This window comes from Dinghuibacter silviterrae, from assembly GCF_004366355.1.
GTDB classification, from domain to species: Bacteria; Bacteroidota; Bacteroidia; order Chitinophagales; family Chitinophagaceae; genus Dinghuibacter; species Dinghuibacter silviterrae.
Genome location: NZ_SODV01000002.1, coordinates 1,363,117 through 1,378,530, shown reverse-complemented (window position 1 = coordinate 1,378,530; position 15,414 = coordinate 1,363,117). Strand labels below are relative to the sequence as shown.

Below are 15,414 nucleotides of genomic sequence, written 5' to 3'. Positions count from 1 at the left end.
AGGTCTTTTTAAAAGGCGTAGGTCAACTGAAGAAGGTAATAGCGGCCTGGATTATACTTGCTGAAGAGGTCGTCGCCCTTGTAGTAATAATAAATCTTGTTCGGATCGAGGTTGCCGTTGGTGACACCGCCCTTGATGCCTACGGGCTGCTCTTTCACATACTTTTCATTGTAGTTGTAGTCTTCCGCGATCCGGAAGGGTTGCGCCAGGATATTCTGTATGCTCAACTTCAGGACCAGGGATTTGACGATGCGTTGGCTCACGGACAGATCGACCAGGTGGCGGGCCAGTTCCAGGAGGTCGGGGCGAATGCTCAGAAAATTACTGGAGTCGGCTCCAGCGACTTGTTGATTGGAATGGGGGTTGGCCACCGACTTGGCATAAATGCGGGGACCGCTGACGTTATAGGTAAGGCCGATCTTGGTTCCCCATCCCGGGTTCTCATAGAACAGGCCCGCATTGAACACATAGGGAGATTGTCCCTGGAGGGGCCGTCCCTGGACGCTGACAGCGGTATCGCGTACATACCCGTTTATGTCCAGGACGCGCTGAACGGTGGTGCTTTTGATAAGCGCCCCATTGACGAGGAGAGAAACGTTTTTGAAAAGGTTCTTTTTGACCTCCGCCTCCACCCCATAGATTCGGGCGCTGGCGGCATTGTCATAGGTGATCTGGGTAACGCTACCGGGATCGGTCAGGCCGTTGCGGGAAATGCGTAACCGTTCTATGGGGTCCTGGAGATTTTTATAAAAGACACCCGCATTCAACACTTCGTTTTGGGCGGCGCTGCGGGGGTAGAACTCCACCCGTGCATCGTAGTTGTCGATGGTCGCGCTGACCAGGCCCGGGTTTCCGGTAATGTCCTCGTTGTTTTGATAGTCGTGGTCGATGTAAGGTGTCAGCTCCCGGAATTCCGGCCGGTTCACCGTGCGCCCATACCCTGCCCGCAGCACCCACCGGGTGTCGGGTCGCCAGGTGAGGTTGACGGAGGGGAGCACCTCTGTTTTTTTATGGTCGGTCAATATAGGGACGATGTTGGCGCCCATACCGTTGTCGGAACCGCCGGCCAGCCGCTGGCGATCGTACTCCACGCGAATGCCTGCGTTCAGGGTAATGGGCTTCCCCAGCGGGTTCCAGTCCCCCATCAGGTAACCGGCGTTGTTTTGTTCGCTGGCTACATAGCTGTCCGTCACGTTGGTGACGTCATAGATGCCCAGCCCGCTGCCATCATTTGGGAAATTGGCGGGGTTCCAGATGGTATTCAGGTACTGCTGCCGGAAAAAAATGAGGTTCGGATTGTTACTGCCGTATCCCTCCGGCCATCCATTGTAGGCTTGCTCGCTGCCCGGCGGAGCCAGTGTCTCTCCCGGCTGCAAACCACCCCGGTTGACGAGGAAAATGCGGCGGCCGACTTCCCGTAACTTGAACAGCTGATAGGTACCTGCTTTCAGAGAAAAATCGTGGTGCAGACGCAGCGTATAATCCAGGGAAGCATTGTAGACATTCTCCTTTAGCTTGATAAACGTCCGGGAGATCATTCCCTGGTTGCCGTCCGCCAAAACGCCGGTGTTCGTTCCCGCAGTTATAAACCCCAGCCCGGATGGTTCCCCCTGTATCTGGTTGGGGTATTGCCCCGTATAAAAGGTGGAATTGCGCTGGTCCGGGACGTTTTGCCCGCTATACGTATAGCCTATATTCCATTGGAGCGTCTGCGCGCTGTCCTTACGGAGGAAGTGCTCGCCGGTGAGGTTGCCGAAATACAACAGCCGCTGCTGGAACGACAGGTTGATCGTGTGCTGCTCGGGAGCGCCGTACCCGGAGTCTATCTGGGGTAAGATGTTGTCATGGACATCGTTTACCGTGGTGATCACCCGGCCTTCGTTGATAAAAAAGTTTTGCAGCTCCAGGCTGTTCCGGGGGTTCCATTTCAGGGTGAGGTTCTCCAGCGCGTTGATTTTGCCGATCTCCGTGGTCTGCCAGCTCTGCATGAGCTGGTTGTTGGCGCCCAGGGCATCGGCGGCGGCGATGCCAAATACCGGTGCCAGACCGTACGCATAAGTATTGCCGGTCTGGCGGTGTATATCGTAGAAACGGGTCTCATGTCCATAGGTTATCGAGGTCAGGTCGTATAGACGGCGCTGCCCTCCCAAACGCCAGGCATTGTAATAGTTGAGGTACACCTGCATGTCCGGTGCGCTTTGTTTCTGCCCGTCATCCAGAATGGGAGAGAATCCTTTGACCATCGTTTGCTGATCGACGGCTGCCTGTTTGTTGGATTGAAAATAGCTGGGGGACCAGGATGGCAGCTTCCTGCTACCGTCGTCAAATCCCAGGAAGTCATATTTACCACCGGTGTAGCTGTTTACTTCGCTGAGGGTGGAACCCGGCCGGTGCGCCACCTGTACACCGATGTCGAGGTGTCTCACGGGCATGGCGTTTTTGGTATACACCTTGATGGCGGCTCCCGCGTAATCCGCCACCATGTCGGCTACCGGGGACTTGTACACGAGAATTCTATCGATCACGCTGCTGGGCAGGAGGTCGTAGGCAAAGGCCTTGTCGTAAAGCTCGGTGGAAGGAGCCACGTTGCCGTTCAGGTACGTCAGGTTGTAGCGCTCGTTCATTCCCCGGACGATAATAAACCGGTCGTCCACGACCGTTACCCCGGCGATCTTTTTGACGACCTCGGCCGCATTGCGGTCGGCCGTTTTACTGATCAGCTCGCTCGATATACCCGAAACCGATCCGGTGGCATTGCGGATCTCGCCGATCAGGTCCTTTTCCGTGGTGTGGGTGACCGCCCGCAAATGCCGGACACCGGCCTTCACCACGACCTCGGTGAGTACTTTACCGGCGGGCATTTTGACGTCTTCTGTTTCCGTACGGCCGCCCGTAAGCCTTACGTTCGGGAGTATCGTCTTTTGATAGCCGCTATAGCTGACGACCAAGGTTACCTTCCCCTCCTGCAAATGATTGAACACGTAGTAACCGTCTTCGTTAGAGGCGACGGTCTCCCCGGTCTCCAGGATGCTCACGGTGGCGCCAGGCAGGGGCTGTGCCGTTTCAAAATCCACGACGCGGCCTTTTAAAATAGTTTTTTGGGGGGCGCCCTCCTTTTTAGCGATGATGACGATCATGTCCCCCTTGATCACAAAATCCGCCTGGCTGCCCGCCAACAACTGACGCATGACCGTGGTCAACGAAACGTCGGTCACCTGGATATCCACTTTCCTGGACACATCCAACACGTTATCCTGGTAATTGATGGTCCAACCGGTTTTCTGCTCTATTTCCCTGAAAATATCTTTTAACGACCGTCCTTTGGCCGAGAGGGTCACCAGGGGTACGTGCATATCCTGCGCCTGGCTGAAGGTGGGCAAAAAGGTGGATAAGGTCCATAAGAACAGACCGGCAACAAACGGAACAATGCCGCGCATGGGCAATATGGTTTTAATGTTTACAATGTCTATCGACAGGCCTTGCCCGTCACTTCGATACGGTCATCTTTTTTGGTGAAATGCACTCGTCCCATAAGCGTCAACGTTTCGAGGATGTCGTCGGGGGATACGTTTTTGAACGTAGTACTATATGTACAGGACAGTACGTCCGGATCGATGATGTTGAAATGAAGGCCATACACCGTTTCCAGGTCGCCTAAGATGTCTTTCAGGCTTGCACGGTCATAGTAAAACCGGTGTTCTTTCCAGGATCCGATGGAGGCAATATCGACGGTTGATTTTCGAAGGCTGTCCCTGATCAGGCTGACCTGTTGTCCGGGCGTGGCGAATGATCGCTGGCCGCCTGCGTCGATCCTGATTTTACCCGTAGCAACGGCCACCCTGGAAATGGCTTCGCGGCTACGGGAGCGGATGTCAAAGGACGTGCCCAGCACGGTGGTGGTGAAGGAGGGTGAATGAATGACAAAAGGCCGGAGGCTGTCCCTGGCGACGTCAAAAAAAGCTTCGCCGTCGAGGTATACCTCCCTGTTGTTTGTTTTAAGCCAGCGCAGGATACTGCCGCCGTTGAGGGTGAGATGTGTCCCGTCGCCAAGCACGATGTTTTCAAAATGTCCTTCGCCGACGGCGACCGAATCGTACAACATCGCTGTGGGGTGGCCTCCGGTGTTCGCCTTATATAGAAAAAAACAAGCGGCCACGAGGGCAGCAGCCGCGCCAGCGGCGGCCAGGCGCCTGCCGGAAAACCATCTTCTGCGCAAGGGGACGACCGGCGCCTGCGGATGCAGGATCGCCTTTAATACCCTTTGCTCCACCCCTCCGGGCAGCGCCTTTTCTTCCTGGTCCCAGAATTCCCCGGCAGGAAAAAGGGTGGCCACCAGGGCGTCCTTATCGGGTTGCCCTTCGATAAATGCGCGCAACCCGGCGATTTCTCCGTGCGTTGCGTTGCCTTCCAGAACCTTTTGAACGATGACCTTTGCTTCCAGTATATCCATACAAGAGAGAAGTACAGTATACCAGGCGGCTACCCGTAATGGGTTATGTTACCAATTTATGAACAACACCACCAGGAGGATCCATTCCACCATACGGGTGCGCAGGGTCTGGAGGGCAGCGGAGATGTGTTTTTCTACCGTCCGGGGCGCAATGCCCATCTGGTCGGCAATCTCCTGGTAGGACAGGTTGTAGTCGCGGCTCAGTTGAAAGGCCTGGCGCCGCTGGGGGCTGAGTGTATCGAGGATAATCCGGTAGTGCTCCTTCTTTTGTCTTTCGGACAAATATTCTTCGACGTGGGTATACGCGGTGTCGGCACCGGGGGCTTTCTTGTCCCTGACCGACTTTTCGAGGTAATTGTATAAATGATTCCGGGTGGCCACAAAAAGATAGGCGCCGATCCCCGCAGGCAGGATGTCGTCCACCAGCAAGCTGTCTTTTCTTCGCCAGATACTGGCGAATACTTCCTGTACCAGGTCTTCCGCCACGTCTTCCCGGCGGACATGTTTTTTAAAATAATAGAAGATCCGGGGAGCGTATTCCCTGAACAATTGTGTGAATTGTTGCTCCTGCCGGGCAATGTTGCAGTCAGTCGACATCTACAGCGGTGATCATCGGTGATCCTGCAAAACTAGCCGGAAGGGCAGGAAATGACGCATTAAAAAATTGTTAGGCGAATATTTGGAGAGCCCCCCCTTAAAATGTATATTTGGTTGTATCCATATCCCTTGAAAACATGTTCCTTAAGAAACTATTTACCAAAGACGGTATTGACAACCGTGATGTCCAGCACCCTGGACATCAGCGCTTCTTCCAGGAAGCCAAAAACGACGTCCTCCCGTGGATCAAAGTGACTTACCCTTTTACCCGGGACAACTGCCGCGATTCGGTCAAACAACTCTTCCAAGGCGAGAATATGCCGGTGTTCCAGTTCTGGCTGGATGACCTGTGCATTTTTTATGCTGTGGAAAAGAACGATCGCTATGAGTTCCTCTTGCAAAAAGACCTGCCCAAGGGCATGACGGTGGAAACCTTGCACACGCTGGCGGCCAGAAACCTGGACCGGGATGTCAACTTCGAACTGGGGAGAGCCCATTTCGGAGGGTACGCCCTGATGTCCGGGGGGTACCACGAGTCTGCATCCATCTGCCTGCCGCACGTATGGGAGTGGGTCTGCGGGGAGCTCAACGACAACGTCATGGTCAGCATTCCTGCCAAAAACCAGGTCTTTATCTGCCCGGAGCATGACGTCGACAACATCGCCAACATGAAGATCCTCGTACACGAGTACTTCAAAAAGGGAGACCGGTTGCTGACACGGAATATTTTCCGTGTGGACCGCAACACCCTGGAGTGGACCGTGGAGGACACGGTGGGGATGGCGTTGACGCACTAAGCCTCGGCGGCCCGTTTAAGGAGGCGAATGGCCTCCCGGATCTCTGTGGTCGTCAGCGACGCAAACCCCATCCGAATGCCATTTTCGGCGGAACCTACCGTACGATAGGCCGACCCATCTCCTATGAGCAACCCCAGTTCCCCCGCCCGGGCGGACAGACGCGGTATCGAAAACCTTTTGGGGAACCGCGCCCAGACGGCCATTCCCCCGTCCGGTTTTTTGAAGTCGACCAGGCCGCCCAGTTGCCCGGTGAGCAGGTCGCAAAACACATCCCTGCGCTCCTTAAATAGCTTATTCGTCTTTTTGAGGTGACGGTCGATGTCGCCGTTATCGATCAGCCCCGCCAGGGCTTCTTCTACCAGGTTGTCTCCCCTGAGGTCCAGGAGACGTCGAAACCGCGCGGCTTCTTCTACAAAAACGGCGGGCGCCACCAGGAAACCGATCCGGATCGACAGCGCCAGCGATTTGGTCATCGAGCCGGTATACAACACATTGCCCCCGTGATCCCCGCTGGCCAGCGGCAGGATAGGCCCCGATGCATAATGAAAGTCATAGTCGTAGTCGTCTTCGATGACGGCGAGGTTTTGGTCCCGGATCAGCTCCAGAAGGTGCATCCTTCGCTCGGCGCTGAGGGTGACGGTGGTGGGATGGTGGTGGTGCGGGACAACATAAAGCATCCGGATCCTGGTGCGCTTGCAGACGGCGGCAACGGCCTGTACGTCGATCCCTTGCTCGTCAACGGGGACGCGGACCAGTTGGGCACCCAGTTGTTCAAAACAAAGGTCGGCGTAGTGATAATTTGTCGTACCTACGATCACCTTATCCCCCGGCCGGATGAGCAGGGCCGCCGCCAGGTAAATGCTCATCTGGGCTCCCCGGGTCACCAGTACATTTTCCGGCCCGATGGCAAGCCCCCGGGAGGCGGACAGGTGGGTAGCCAGGGCTTCCCGGAGGTGATCCGTACCGGAGGGCCTTCCATACATGAGGCGGTGGGCATAGGCCCGCGTTTGACTGACCCGCCGGCATTCCCTCAAGAGCAAGGCCAGGGGGGATTCCCGTACATCCGGGAAACCATCATTGATCACCAGCCGGAACCGCGGAGAGGCGATGAGCGGAGGAGGTTGCGTTTCCTGGTGGGTAAAATCAAACCCCGTACCACCCTTATAGGCCCCCGTCCCCTTCCCCGGCTGAAAGGTCCGGGGTTTGACTTCCGGCAGGTCCGGGGATACCAGGACGCCCTTGCGGGGGATCGTTCTGATCCAGTCCTGGCGCTCCAGCTCTTCATACGCCGCGACCACCGTTTTCCGGTGCAGCGTCAGCAGCGCCGCGAGCTCCCGGGTACCGGGCAAAAAGGCACCCGGCTGGATACGTCCTTCCTGGATGAGGCTCACCAGCCGGTGGGCCACTTGTTTGTACACGGGCAATGGGGCATTCCGGTCGATCTGGACCAGTGTAGCGTAGGGCAACATAGCTGGACTACTTGAAATAGTAAATCTGGACTATAAAGATAGACCAAGGAACCGGTAGTTTTGGGGGCGAAAAAAAACACCATGAACGAAAGAATCAGGATCAAGGAAGTCGACCCCGCCGCCTACAAGCCCATGCTGGCCCTCGAAAGCTACGTGGCCTCCGTCAAAGACGTCTCCCCTTTGCACAAAGAGATGATCCGGATCCGGGCCTCCCAGATCAACGGTTGCGCCTATTGCGTCAATATGCACACGGCAGACGCCCGCAAACTCGGCGAAACCGAACAACGTATTTACCTGATGAGCGTTTGGCGCGAGTCACCGCAGTTTAGCGAAGAAGAGCGCATTATTCTCGCGATGACCGAGGAGATCACCCTGATCCACAAAGAAGGCCTTACCGACAACACCTATGCCCGCGCCGTTGACGTCTTCGGCCCTGCGCGGACCGCTGCCATCATCATGATGATCATCACCATTAACGCGTGGAACCGGATTGGCGTATCCACCCGGATGAAACCCGAATAAAAATTATGACGATAAGACCCCTTCTCACCGACCAAGACATCCTCCTCGCCTGGCCCGCCGTCTACGCCCTGCGTCCCCACCTCCGCCACGAACATTACCTGGCCCAGGTACGGGCGCAGATGGCCGAAGACGGGTTTCGTATGATCGGCGCCGTTGTCGAAGAAAACGGCGCCGAAGTGATCGCCGCGTTTTCCGGCTTCCGGAACATGCACAAGCTGTCCTCCGGACCCGGTATCTATATCGACGACCTGAGCACCCTCCCCACCTACCGGGGCAAGGGATATGGGAGTGCCCTCCTGGATTATATCCACGCGCTTGCCAAAGCAGAGGGGAAGACCAACGTGCAATTAGACTCGGGGCATCATCGCAAGGATGCGCACCGGTTATATCTCAATAAAAAATACGTGATCAGCGCGCACCACTTCACGAGGGAGGTTTAAAGCGCCGCCGCCGGGAACTCCTCCTTCAGGCGGCCCAATATCGTCTCGCCCAGCTCCATTTTCGCAAACGGCAGGGGTGCGTCCGGCAGCTTATTGACGGCAAGCTGCATCAGGGGATGTGTATAGTTGCCCGGATTGCGCAGCCCCTTCCTATCCCGGACGGACAGCCAGGCCAGGACTTCATAGACGTAGACATATTCCTCCAGGTTGCTGAACTCGGGGGAATTGTCTTCGTTGAAATAAGCCTGGCTCAGGTGATAGTCGCAAAGGGTGGAAACCATCTTGTCGACGATCTCCGTGTCGGCCGTGTCCCAGTTGTCCAGCACATTCCGGTATACACCCATATCCTTGGGGTAGTTGAATTTGGCCGTGTCGATGGTTAGACCGAAGCCTTTGTTAGCGACCTGTACGATAAACCAGCCGGCTTTGGAAAAGTTCAGCCCGCCTTTTAAGAATTTGGTCCCCAGCTCCCGGTCGATGGCGCGGATCAGGCGGCCGCTTTCCTCATACCACCGGGCGTGCAGACAAGCGGCCAGCCAGAAGGTCATATCCGTGAACTGGATCTTGGGGGGATTCCCGGCATAGCCCTGCGCAAATACGGCCGCGATCGCGGCGGTGTAGTAGGCATTGCCGGCAAAGTTCGTTTGGTCGCCGTTCACCTTTGCCCCGGCGAGGGCGTTGTATATGAAGTGGTACCCGTACCAGGTATTCAGGGACATGAAGTCGACCAAAATGCTTTTGAGCAGCTTGGGCTCTTCCAGAACCTTTCGTACCTCGGCTACGGGTTCGTTAAAATAAAAATCCGTCGCGTTGGGTTTCTTCAGCCATTCATCGAGCTCGTGGGTGACTTCGCTTACTTTTTGTTCGGTACTGTTCATTTTCTATTTTTTTAATGATCGCCGGCGGAACCTGCGCCTTGTGGCGCCTCCACCGCATCGCCGGTTGCGTCGCCGCCCGCGCCCGTCGCATCGCCGCCGGTGCCCTCGCCTTCCGGCTTGGGCGCGTCCCAGGGCGACACCTTTATATTCCCTACGTTCCCGTTTGACCGGTCTACGTCGACACGGTGCACCTCGTAATCCACGTTGGGTGCATTCTGTATCCATCGCTGGGCCAGCTTTGCGTTGGTGGGCAGGTCCGCGGGGTTGGGGGGTACCCTGTAATACGGAGCGCCGCTGGCGGCTTTTTTCAGCCGGTCGTTGACGTACCATTCCCCGCCTTTCGCCTGGTCTGCGCTGAGCTGGGAAGTATTGGCCTTGACCTCGATACACTTGACGTCCCCGGTCTTTGAATTCCTGCCGATCACGTCCACCCCGTGCCCGGAGTTGTTCTGGATCTGCAGGATTTCGTCGTATCCTTCCTTCTTGAGCTTGTCGATGACGGCCGCTTCCCCGGCATCGCCGGTTTGCTTATCATTCAGCTCCTTATTGTCCTCAAACGCTTCTCCGTTCTTGCCCTCGGCCGGGGTTTCGGCTTGCGGCCCCTCGGTCTTCGGTGCTTCTTCCTCCGAGGGCTTATCTCCTTCCGGTTGGCCTTTGCCGCCACCGCCCTCTTCCGCGGGAGCGCTTTTCGGTTTTGTCGATTCATGGATGGGCGTCATCCACAACGCCAGACCCAAGTAGTCCGAAGCGGTACCCTGCCCCGTAAACACATTTTTGGCAGACTGAACGGTACCGGTTTCCATGCTCACGGCGCCCGAGGCGAAGTCCCCTACCCCGGCCTGCCCGGTTTCACCATAGGTGGCGGCGACATTCTGGGCACCGAGGAGCCCGCGGAGCCCGAGCCCCATGCCGGTGGCCCAGGAACTGACGACATTGCCGACGACGTTTCCGGGCAGCGACTTTACGAGCTGTAAAGCGCCCCGTCCCAAGCCCGAAACACCGCCTTCTGCGAGCGCAGCCACGCCGCCCTGTATCAGTGCGGCGCCGCCACCCACGGCAGCGCCCACCATCGCCCCTTGCAAAACACCCCCGATAAAATTGGCCGCGCCCAAGGCGACGGCCTGCCACCAGCTTTTGATGTTCGGGGCAAAGGTGATCTCCTCGTTAAAGATACTGCAAACCATCTTATGCGCACCCGTCACCGTCGGCGTCCCCAGGATTTTGAGGTTGTCTTTTTGCCCGATCCAATGCCGTGCCATGGCGGCCTTTTGCCCGCAAATCAGGCTGCCGACGACGGCGCCAAAAACGGCGCCGGCAGCACCCGCGATGGCCCCGATGGCGATCAGGGCGGCCCCCCCGGTGGCGACCACACACACCGCAATGACGGCGGCCACCAGGGCCATCAGCCACATCAGTTTCTTACACGCAAAGTCGACAAAGCTCTGGGTCGATTTGTCGTTGATCGTAATATATTTATGGCCGTCCTGTTTCCTGGCGACCAACTGGGTCGATTGCATAGGGGCGGGCATGTTCCCGCCGCTGCACTGCCAGAAGTCTTTTTCCGTGATAATTTTTGCTCCCATAGGACTAGGTTTGGCTCGTCAGGGTGTATTCCATTTTTGAAAAAACCAATTGCGGGTCCGCCACTTCCTCCTTCAGGAGGTAAGCTTCCTTCAGTCTTCCGGTCTTTGGCTCGATCGCGTATTTGCCCAGTTCCGACAACCGGGGCTGAAGCCGCTCCAGGTCTATATTCTGAAAAGCCCCATAGGCTTTTTTGATCCACGTCTTGTCCAAACGCGTCAGGGGATACCCTTTTACGTCCACGGAAACGGCGTGTACATTCCCCGCCGCGGGTAGCGGGGTGTCCGCGCCCAGGTCATATCCCCATTCCACCTTGACCTGTTGGAATTGATTCCATTTGGTCTTGGGGGGCGTCTCCCCGGGTATCCGCCGGCCATATACCTGGTTGAAGTAGAGGTCGAAAAACTCGTTGTGCTGGACGGCTTCCACGATCTTCTCCGGGCTTGTAAAAATGTCGTCGTTCATCTGAACGATCCCGCGGATGGCGTTCGATTGCTGGTCGATGGCTTCCATTTCCCGCTTCGTGGCCGCCCATTTTTTCCGGATCACCTCTTCATTCAACACCCGGATCACCTGGCCGCTCCGGTCGACGGTGACGCGGATCTCGCTGTACATGCGGGCAAAGGCCTGGTTCATCCGGGCCAGGTCGCGTAAGTAAGGGTTGTTGGTCTCGATCAGTTCGTTATCCAACGTCAGTACCTCGATCTCCGTCTCTTCTTCCTCCACCCGCAGTACGCGCAGGTCCCACCGGATCTCGGTGACGGTTTGAATAGGCAGCGACCCCGCCATCACGTCGGTGCGGATGGTCAGGGTGTATTTCTGGGAAAAGGGCTCCCGGAAAAACAATTGCTTGTCTACAGTATTCTTGATCCCAAACGTAAGCATCCGTCGCTGTTTAATTTATGAATACGTTGCCCCCGTCCAGCTTCGACTCGCCTTTGATATGGTTGTTCTTGGCCTCGACGGTGACGATTTCTCCCTTGATGGAGATGGTGCCATCCTTGTGAATCGTGATGGAACCCTTCCCGGAAGTCAGCGTGATCGTCGTGTCGGCGGTCAGGGTAATGGAATTGTCCTCGCTATGGACAAGGATGGTATTGTTCCCCGACTGGTGAAGGACGCTTTTGGCGGCCGTGAGCGACATGGCCCCTTGTTGCTCCAGGATCTGAAGGGTGTTGGCGGCGGTTGTTTGAAGGTTAAGCGCGTGGGAAGCGTCGTTAAATGTCAGGGTGCTTCCTTTCCGGGAGGTCATCGCCTTGGTATTGCTGTTGGTGAAGCCGCTGCTGTCTACGTTGTTCCCGTGATAGACGCAACCCAGTACAACCGGCCGGGCGATGTTGCCCTCTTCAAAACCAATCACGACCTGGTCGCCCACTTCGGGGACGACCATAAATCCGCGGTTACTCCCGGCGTCTCCCTTGCCGGCGTTGGGGCTGGCCACCCGCAACCATTCGGTCGGGTCGTTGCTGGTGCAGTCCCACTTGAAGGTTACTTTTACCCTGCCTTGGTTTTTCGGGTCGTTGTTGTCCAGGACGATGCCCAACTGTAGATCGGGCTCGGGTTTTTGATAGGATCGCACGGGGATGTGCTGCGTATCGGCCACGACGGCCTCAAAGCTGTTGTAATAGTGGCCCAGCCCGTCGAACTGGTGAAAGACCGTGGTCACCAGGAAGCGACCCAGGTTTTGGGTGGTAAAGTCGGCATCCTGCCGGACGCTCATGTCCACGTTGACCGTTCCCCCCAACTGGACGAGGGGATTGTTCCCGCCCCCGCTGATCCGGAGCAGGTCGCTGACCAGGGCGCTGGATTCGTTTTGCACATGGCTGTCGATGTCCGACTTGGAATCGATGCGGATGGGGGTGGGCTGGCTGTACACCTTGCTGTATACCGTGTTGCTTGCCTGCACGGCGTAACTCAAATCCGGTTGTCCTCCTTGCGGCGCGTTGCTTTCCGAGCTCAGCAACTGATCTTCCAACGGCTGGTAGGCAAACTTTTTATACTTCAGCGGCGCCACCTGCATGGCGTATTGCAACGCGTGCAGGTCCCGGCCATAGGTCAGCTGCACATCGTTCGCCTGCTGGGCAGGTTTGCCAAAGTTTAACTGGACACCGTCATAGTAAAACCATTCGAAGTATTCGGCCGAAAGCCGGTTGATAAAGTCAAAGTCGCTTTCCCTATACTGGATGATGTAGTCGATGGGGCCGGTCCTGGATGGATTCAAACTGATCCGGAGGTCGTTGGAGGGCGCGTCCTGTGTTGCCTGGCGGACAATGGTCGACAGGTCCTTGGCCAGGTAAGAACCCATATCGGGCCCGCGGTCGATCAGGATGGTCGGACTAAACCCACTGACGATGATGATCCCATGATAGCCGTGGCTTTGCGCCAGCTCCACTTTTGTCACCTTCCCCGTAAAGGTTTGCTGGGCCCCTCCCCCATCCACTCCAAACTGGATGGTGAGGTTCTTGCCCATAAATCCCTTGGAGTCCTCCAGGGTGATCATCCCCGGCTCGCCCATCTGGTCATGGTTAAACCGGAGCTCGAAATAGTGGTGCTCGTTAAACGCCTGTTTCAGGGTAAACGAGTTGAAATGCGCTATGGTGGTTCCCTCTATGCTCAGGTCTATATTCATTTTTGTATCCATGGTCGGAATTTTTTTATGTTACGGGCCATTTGGCGTAATAGCTGATCACCTTGTACGTTCCCCCAACCCGTCCAAAGACAAACCCGAAATAACCGTCGGAGTATTGCATGTACAGCTCGTACAGGTGGCTCCCGGGATCGGTCTGCCGGGCCAGTCTTTTATAATAATCCTCCTTGGTATCCGGCGCGATCTCCGCCAGGCTGTTTTCACCTGCCTTTGGCAACAGGCGGCGTACGTCCCGGTGAAAGATCGACCCATACAGCCGCGAAAAGTCAGTGGCGTGGATGACGCCGCCCGAGGTATCGGCGCTGCGGTCGCGGAGGTCGTCGTTTGTCCATTGCGGGGAGGTCAACAGCGGGAAGTGCAACAGCCCGCGGATCGCCGCGGTGTCGTTACTGGCGACGGCCGCCTGCAGGTGGCGGAAGGCCTGGCGGAAGAGGGTTTCGTCGGGGGCGGAGTGGGCGGAGACGGCGCTAGACGCTGGCGCGCCCCCCGGCGCAGCCGCAGTTGCGCTGGACGCGGGCGCAGCCGTAGCGCCGCTTGTGGCCGCGCCCTCAGGCCGCGCCTCCGGCGTCACCGCCTGGCAGGCGATTTGTCCGAGGAGCAACGCCGAAGAAACAAGGATAATATGATGATGCTTTCTCATGATCTGGGTATGCTGATCAGCCCTCTTTCTTCCATCCGCTTCAGGATTACCGCTGTTCCCATCTGCTTGCTCACGGCGTTGTCGTCGAATTTACCATCGGACACATACAGTCCCTTGGTGTAGAGGTTGGAATATCCCCAGAGATACGGGGACGGGATTTTGTGGATAGACGTATACCCAAACCCGTTGTAGGCCTCCAGCTTGCGGAGGATGACGGGGAGCGGCCACCCGGCGATCTTGTCGAACTTCATTAGTTTGAGGGCATCCACCGCGCTCTCTTCAAAGGTAAAGGGCGGCGGGTGACCTACCTGTGGCCGGTTGGCGGGGACATGGGTCGTATAGGCGGTGAGGGGGTCGCCGTTGTGCAAATGTTTTTTGAAGCTAAACCCGCATTCGCGGTAGTGGACGCAGGCGATGAAATACCAGGGGATGCGGCCGCTGGTGTTGTAGGGCGAGGGAGGGAGGCTAAAGCTTTTGCCAAAACCGGGCAGGCCCTGGGTGAGCGCGGGTAGACCAAGGCTGGAAAAACCAAAGCCCGAAGGTTCATTGAGCGCCGACCACCGGGAATCGAATGAGGGTGGGGTCGTGTGGATCACACCGGAGCCCAGGTCGGAAAGCCCGCCCGTGGACGGCGACGTCGGCGAAAACATCGGCAGCGGAGACAGCGACAGCGAAGGCGTGCCGGCCGCCGGGGCGCCCCCCACGAGCGCTGAAATATTCTGGTAGCGGGGTTTCCCCGGGATGATTTTCCCGTCGATGGTCTTATCTATTTCCGGCAGGCGTTCCTTGTGGATCTCACAGGTGTCGAAAAAATGGATGTATTCCAGATCGGTGGGCTGGGCGACGGCCGCGCGCTTGGTGAGGGGGGCGTGGACGGGGCCCTGACGGTGTATGGATCGTTTGCGTTGCATAGGAAGACGCGTGCAGGAGAAAAGGCGCCCCGGCAAAAACCGGGGTCGCCCTTTATAGGTGTAGTCAGCCAAAAACTTATTTAGGCCAGTCGTTGACGTGTTCCGCGTTGCCCATTTTGAGCTTGCGGGCGCTGATCACGAAGCTCAGCGTCATGGGATAGTTGCCCACGACATTGATACCTTCGTTGTACTGGATAACGTATGCGTCCTCGAACTGGAGTTCTTTCATCTTGGCGTCTTCCTCGCTCTTCTTAAAGACGATGCTGCCGCTGACGGGTTTGAACTGGCTGTTGACCATGCCTTCGATCACCGAAGTGTCTTCGGTGGATTCGACTTCTATATTGACGGTACCGCCGTATACACCGGAGGACGGGCGGCCTTTGGCGTCCACGTCCCTATTCAGGGAAAAGCTGGCCTGGAGAACGTCGAACTTCTTTGACCCAATGGTCAGTTGTGCTTTAAATGCCATATTGAACAGGTTT

Annotated in this window: 14 protein-coding genes; 3 read left to right on the top strand and 11 right to left on the bottom strand. The window is 56.8% G+C overall.

The features are described from left to right. Positions 1-8: 8 nt before the first annotated feature. Genes EDB95_RS23035 through EDB95_RS23025 form a run of 3 tightly spaced genes read right to left on the bottom strand, consistent with a single transcriptional unit; the run spans position 9 to position 5,047 of the window. A complete protein-coding gene (locus EDB95_RS23035) occupies positions 9-3,437 on the bottom strand; it encodes a TonB-dependent receptor (protein WP_133997949.1) in 3,429 nt (1,142 codons plus the stop codon). Between the two features lie 29 nt (positions 3,438-3,466). Further along, positions 3,467-4,450: a FecR family protein gene (locus tag EDB95_RS23030; protein WP_133997946.1), complete on the bottom strand. Its 984-nt coding sequence runs from the start codon at positions 4,448-4,450 to the stop codon at positions 3,467-3,469. A 48-nt stretch (positions 4,451-4,498) separates the two neighbouring features. Next, positions 4,499-5,047: a sigma-70 family RNA polymerase sigma factor gene (locus EDB95_RS23025; protein ID WP_133997943.1), complete on the bottom strand. Its 549-nt coding sequence runs from the start codon at positions 5,045-5,047 to the stop codon at positions 4,499-4,501. Positions 5,048-5,184: 137 nt separating this feature from the next. Between EDB95_RS23025 and EDB95_RS23020 the strand changes: the two genes are divergently transcribed. Continuing rightward, positions 5,185-5,844 carry a hypothetical protein gene (locus EDB95_RS23020; RefSeq protein ID WP_133997940.1) on the top strand — a complete coding sequence of 220 codons (660 nt, stop codon included), beginning with the start codon at positions 5,185-5,187 and terminating at the stop codon, positions 5,842-5,844. On the opposite strand, the gene EDB95_RS23015 is transcribed toward EDB95_RS23020, so the two are convergent. Beyond that, positions 5,841-7,313, bottom strand: a complete 1,473-nt coding sequence (locus tag EDB95_RS23015) for an aminotransferase-like domain-containing protein (RefSeq protein WP_133997937.1) — start codon at positions 7,311-7,313, stop codon at positions 5,841-5,843. The genes EDB95_RS23020 and EDB95_RS23015 overlap by 4 nt on opposite strands. A gap of 81 nt (positions 7,314-7,394) precedes the next feature. Between EDB95_RS23015 and EDB95_RS23010 the strand changes: the two genes are divergently transcribed. Beyond that, positions 7,395-7,835 (top strand): carboxymuconolactone decarboxylase family protein, encoded by a 441-nt coding sequence (locus EDB95_RS23010; protein ID WP_133997934.1) that lies wholly within the window; start codon positions 7,395-7,397, stop codon positions 7,833-7,835. 5 nt (positions 7,836-7,840) lie between these two features. Beyond that, on the top strand, positions 7,841-8,275 hold the full coding sequence (locus EDB95_RS23005; protein ID WP_133997931.1) for a GNAT family N-acetyltransferase: 435 nt from the start codon (positions 7,841-7,843) through the stop codon (positions 8,273-8,275). Here the strand turns inward: EDB95_RS23005 and EDB95_RS23000 are convergent. The 7 genes from EDB95_RS23000 to tssD form a co-directional block, all read right to left on the bottom strand. Continuing rightward, complete coding sequence (locus tag EDB95_RS23000) at positions 8,272-9,153, bottom strand: hypothetical protein (RefSeq protein WP_133997928.1); 882 nt, start codon at positions 9,151-9,153, stop codon at positions 8,272-8,274. The two genes, EDB95_RS23005 and EDB95_RS23000, sit on opposite strands and share 4 nt — an antisense overlap. 11 nt (positions 9,154-9,164) lie before the next feature. Continuing rightward, a complete protein-coding gene (locus EDB95_RS22995) occupies positions 9,165-10,736 on the bottom strand; it encodes a hypothetical protein (RefSeq protein ID WP_133997925.1) in 1,572 nt (523 codons plus the stop codon). 4 nt (positions 10,737-10,740) lie between these two features. Then, a complete protein-coding gene (locus tag EDB95_RS22990) occupies positions 10,741-11,619 on the bottom strand; it encodes a hypothetical protein (RefSeq protein WP_133997922.1) in 879 nt (292 codons plus the stop codon). A 10-nt stretch (positions 11,620-11,629) separates the two neighbouring features. After that, positions 11,630-13,375, bottom strand: a complete 1,746-nt coding sequence (locus EDB95_RS22985; RefSeq protein ID WP_133997920.1) for a type VI secretion system Vgr family protein — start codon at positions 13,373-13,375, stop codon at positions 11,630-11,632. A gap of 13 nt (positions 13,376-13,388) precedes the next feature. Then, positions 13,389-14,021 (bottom strand): hypothetical protein, encoded by a 633-nt coding sequence (locus EDB95_RS22980; RefSeq protein ID WP_133997917.1) that lies wholly within the window; start codon positions 14,019-14,021, stop codon positions 13,389-13,391. Then, positions 14,018-14,932: a hypothetical protein gene (locus EDB95_RS22975; protein WP_133997914.1), complete on the bottom strand. Its 915-nt coding sequence runs from the start codon at positions 14,930-14,932 to the stop codon at positions 14,018-14,020. The genes EDB95_RS22980 and EDB95_RS22975 overlap by 4 nt, the downstream gene beginning before the upstream one ends. 76 nt (positions 14,933-15,008) lie before the next feature. Next, complete coding sequence (tssD, locus tag EDB95_RS22970; RefSeq protein ID WP_133997911.1) at positions 15,009-15,401, bottom strand: type VI secretion system tube protein TssD; 393 nt, start codon at positions 15,399-15,401, stop codon at positions 15,009-15,011. Positions 15,402-15,414: the final 13 nt, after the last annotated feature.

What these genes read in the sequence shown, in the direction of transcription:
- EDB95_RS23030 (WP_133997946.1), bottom strand. Translation starts at nt 4,450, where the DNA reads ATGGATATACTGGAAGCAAAGGTCATCGTTCAAAAGGTTCTGGAAGGC.
- EDB95_RS23015 (WP_133997937.1), bottom strand. Translation starts at nt 7,313, where the DNA reads ATGTTGCCCTACGCTACACTGGTCCAGATCGACCGGAATGCCCCATTG.
- EDB95_RS22975 (WP_133997914.1), bottom strand. Translation starts at nt 14,932, where the DNA reads ATGCAACGCAAACGATCCATACACCGTCAGGGCCCCGTCCACGCCCCC.
- EDB95_RS22995 (WP_133997925.1), bottom strand. Translation starts at nt 10,736, where the DNA reads ATGGGAGCAAAAATTATCACGGAAAAAGACTTCTGGCAGTGCAGCGGC.
- tssD (WP_133997911.1), bottom strand. Translation starts at nt 15,401, where the DNA reads ATGGCATTTAAAGCACAACTGACCATTGGGTCAAAGAAGTTCGACGTT.
- EDB95_RS23005 (WP_133997931.1), top strand. Translation starts at nt 7,841, where the DNA reads ATGACGATAAGACCCCTTCTCACCGACCAAGACATCCTCCTCGCCTGG.
- EDB95_RS23035 (WP_133997949.1), bottom strand. Translation starts at nt 3,437, where the DNA reads ATGCGCGGCATTGTTCCGTTTGTTGCCGGTCTGTTCTTATGGACCTTA.
- EDB95_RS23025 (WP_133997943.1), bottom strand. Translation starts at nt 5,047, where the DNA reads ATGTCGACTGACTGCAACATTGCCCGGCAGGAGCAACAATTCACACAA.
- EDB95_RS23000 (WP_133997928.1), bottom strand. Translation starts at nt 9,153, where the DNA reads ATGAACAGTACCGAACAAAAAGTAAGCGAAGTCACCCACGAGCTCGAT.
- EDB95_RS22985 (WP_133997920.1), bottom strand. Translation starts at nt 13,375, where the DNA reads ATGGATACAAAAATGAATATAGACCTGAGCATAGAGGGAACCACCATA.
- EDB95_RS22990 (WP_133997922.1), bottom strand. Translation starts at nt 11,619, where the DNA reads ATGCTTACGTTTGGGATCAAGAATACTGTAGACAAGCAATTGTTTTTC.
- EDB95_RS23010 (WP_133997934.1), top strand. Translation starts at nt 7,395, where the DNA reads ATGAACGAAAGAATCAGGATCAAGGAAGTCGACCCCGCCGCCTACAAG.
- EDB95_RS23020 (WP_133997940.1), top strand. Translation starts at nt 5,185, where the DNA reads ATGTTCCTTAAGAAACTATTTACCAAAGACGGTATTGACAACCGTGAT.
- EDB95_RS22980 (WP_133997917.1), bottom strand. Translation starts at nt 14,021, where the DNA reads ATGAGAAAGCATCATCATATTATCCTTGTTTCTTCGGCGTTGCTCCTC.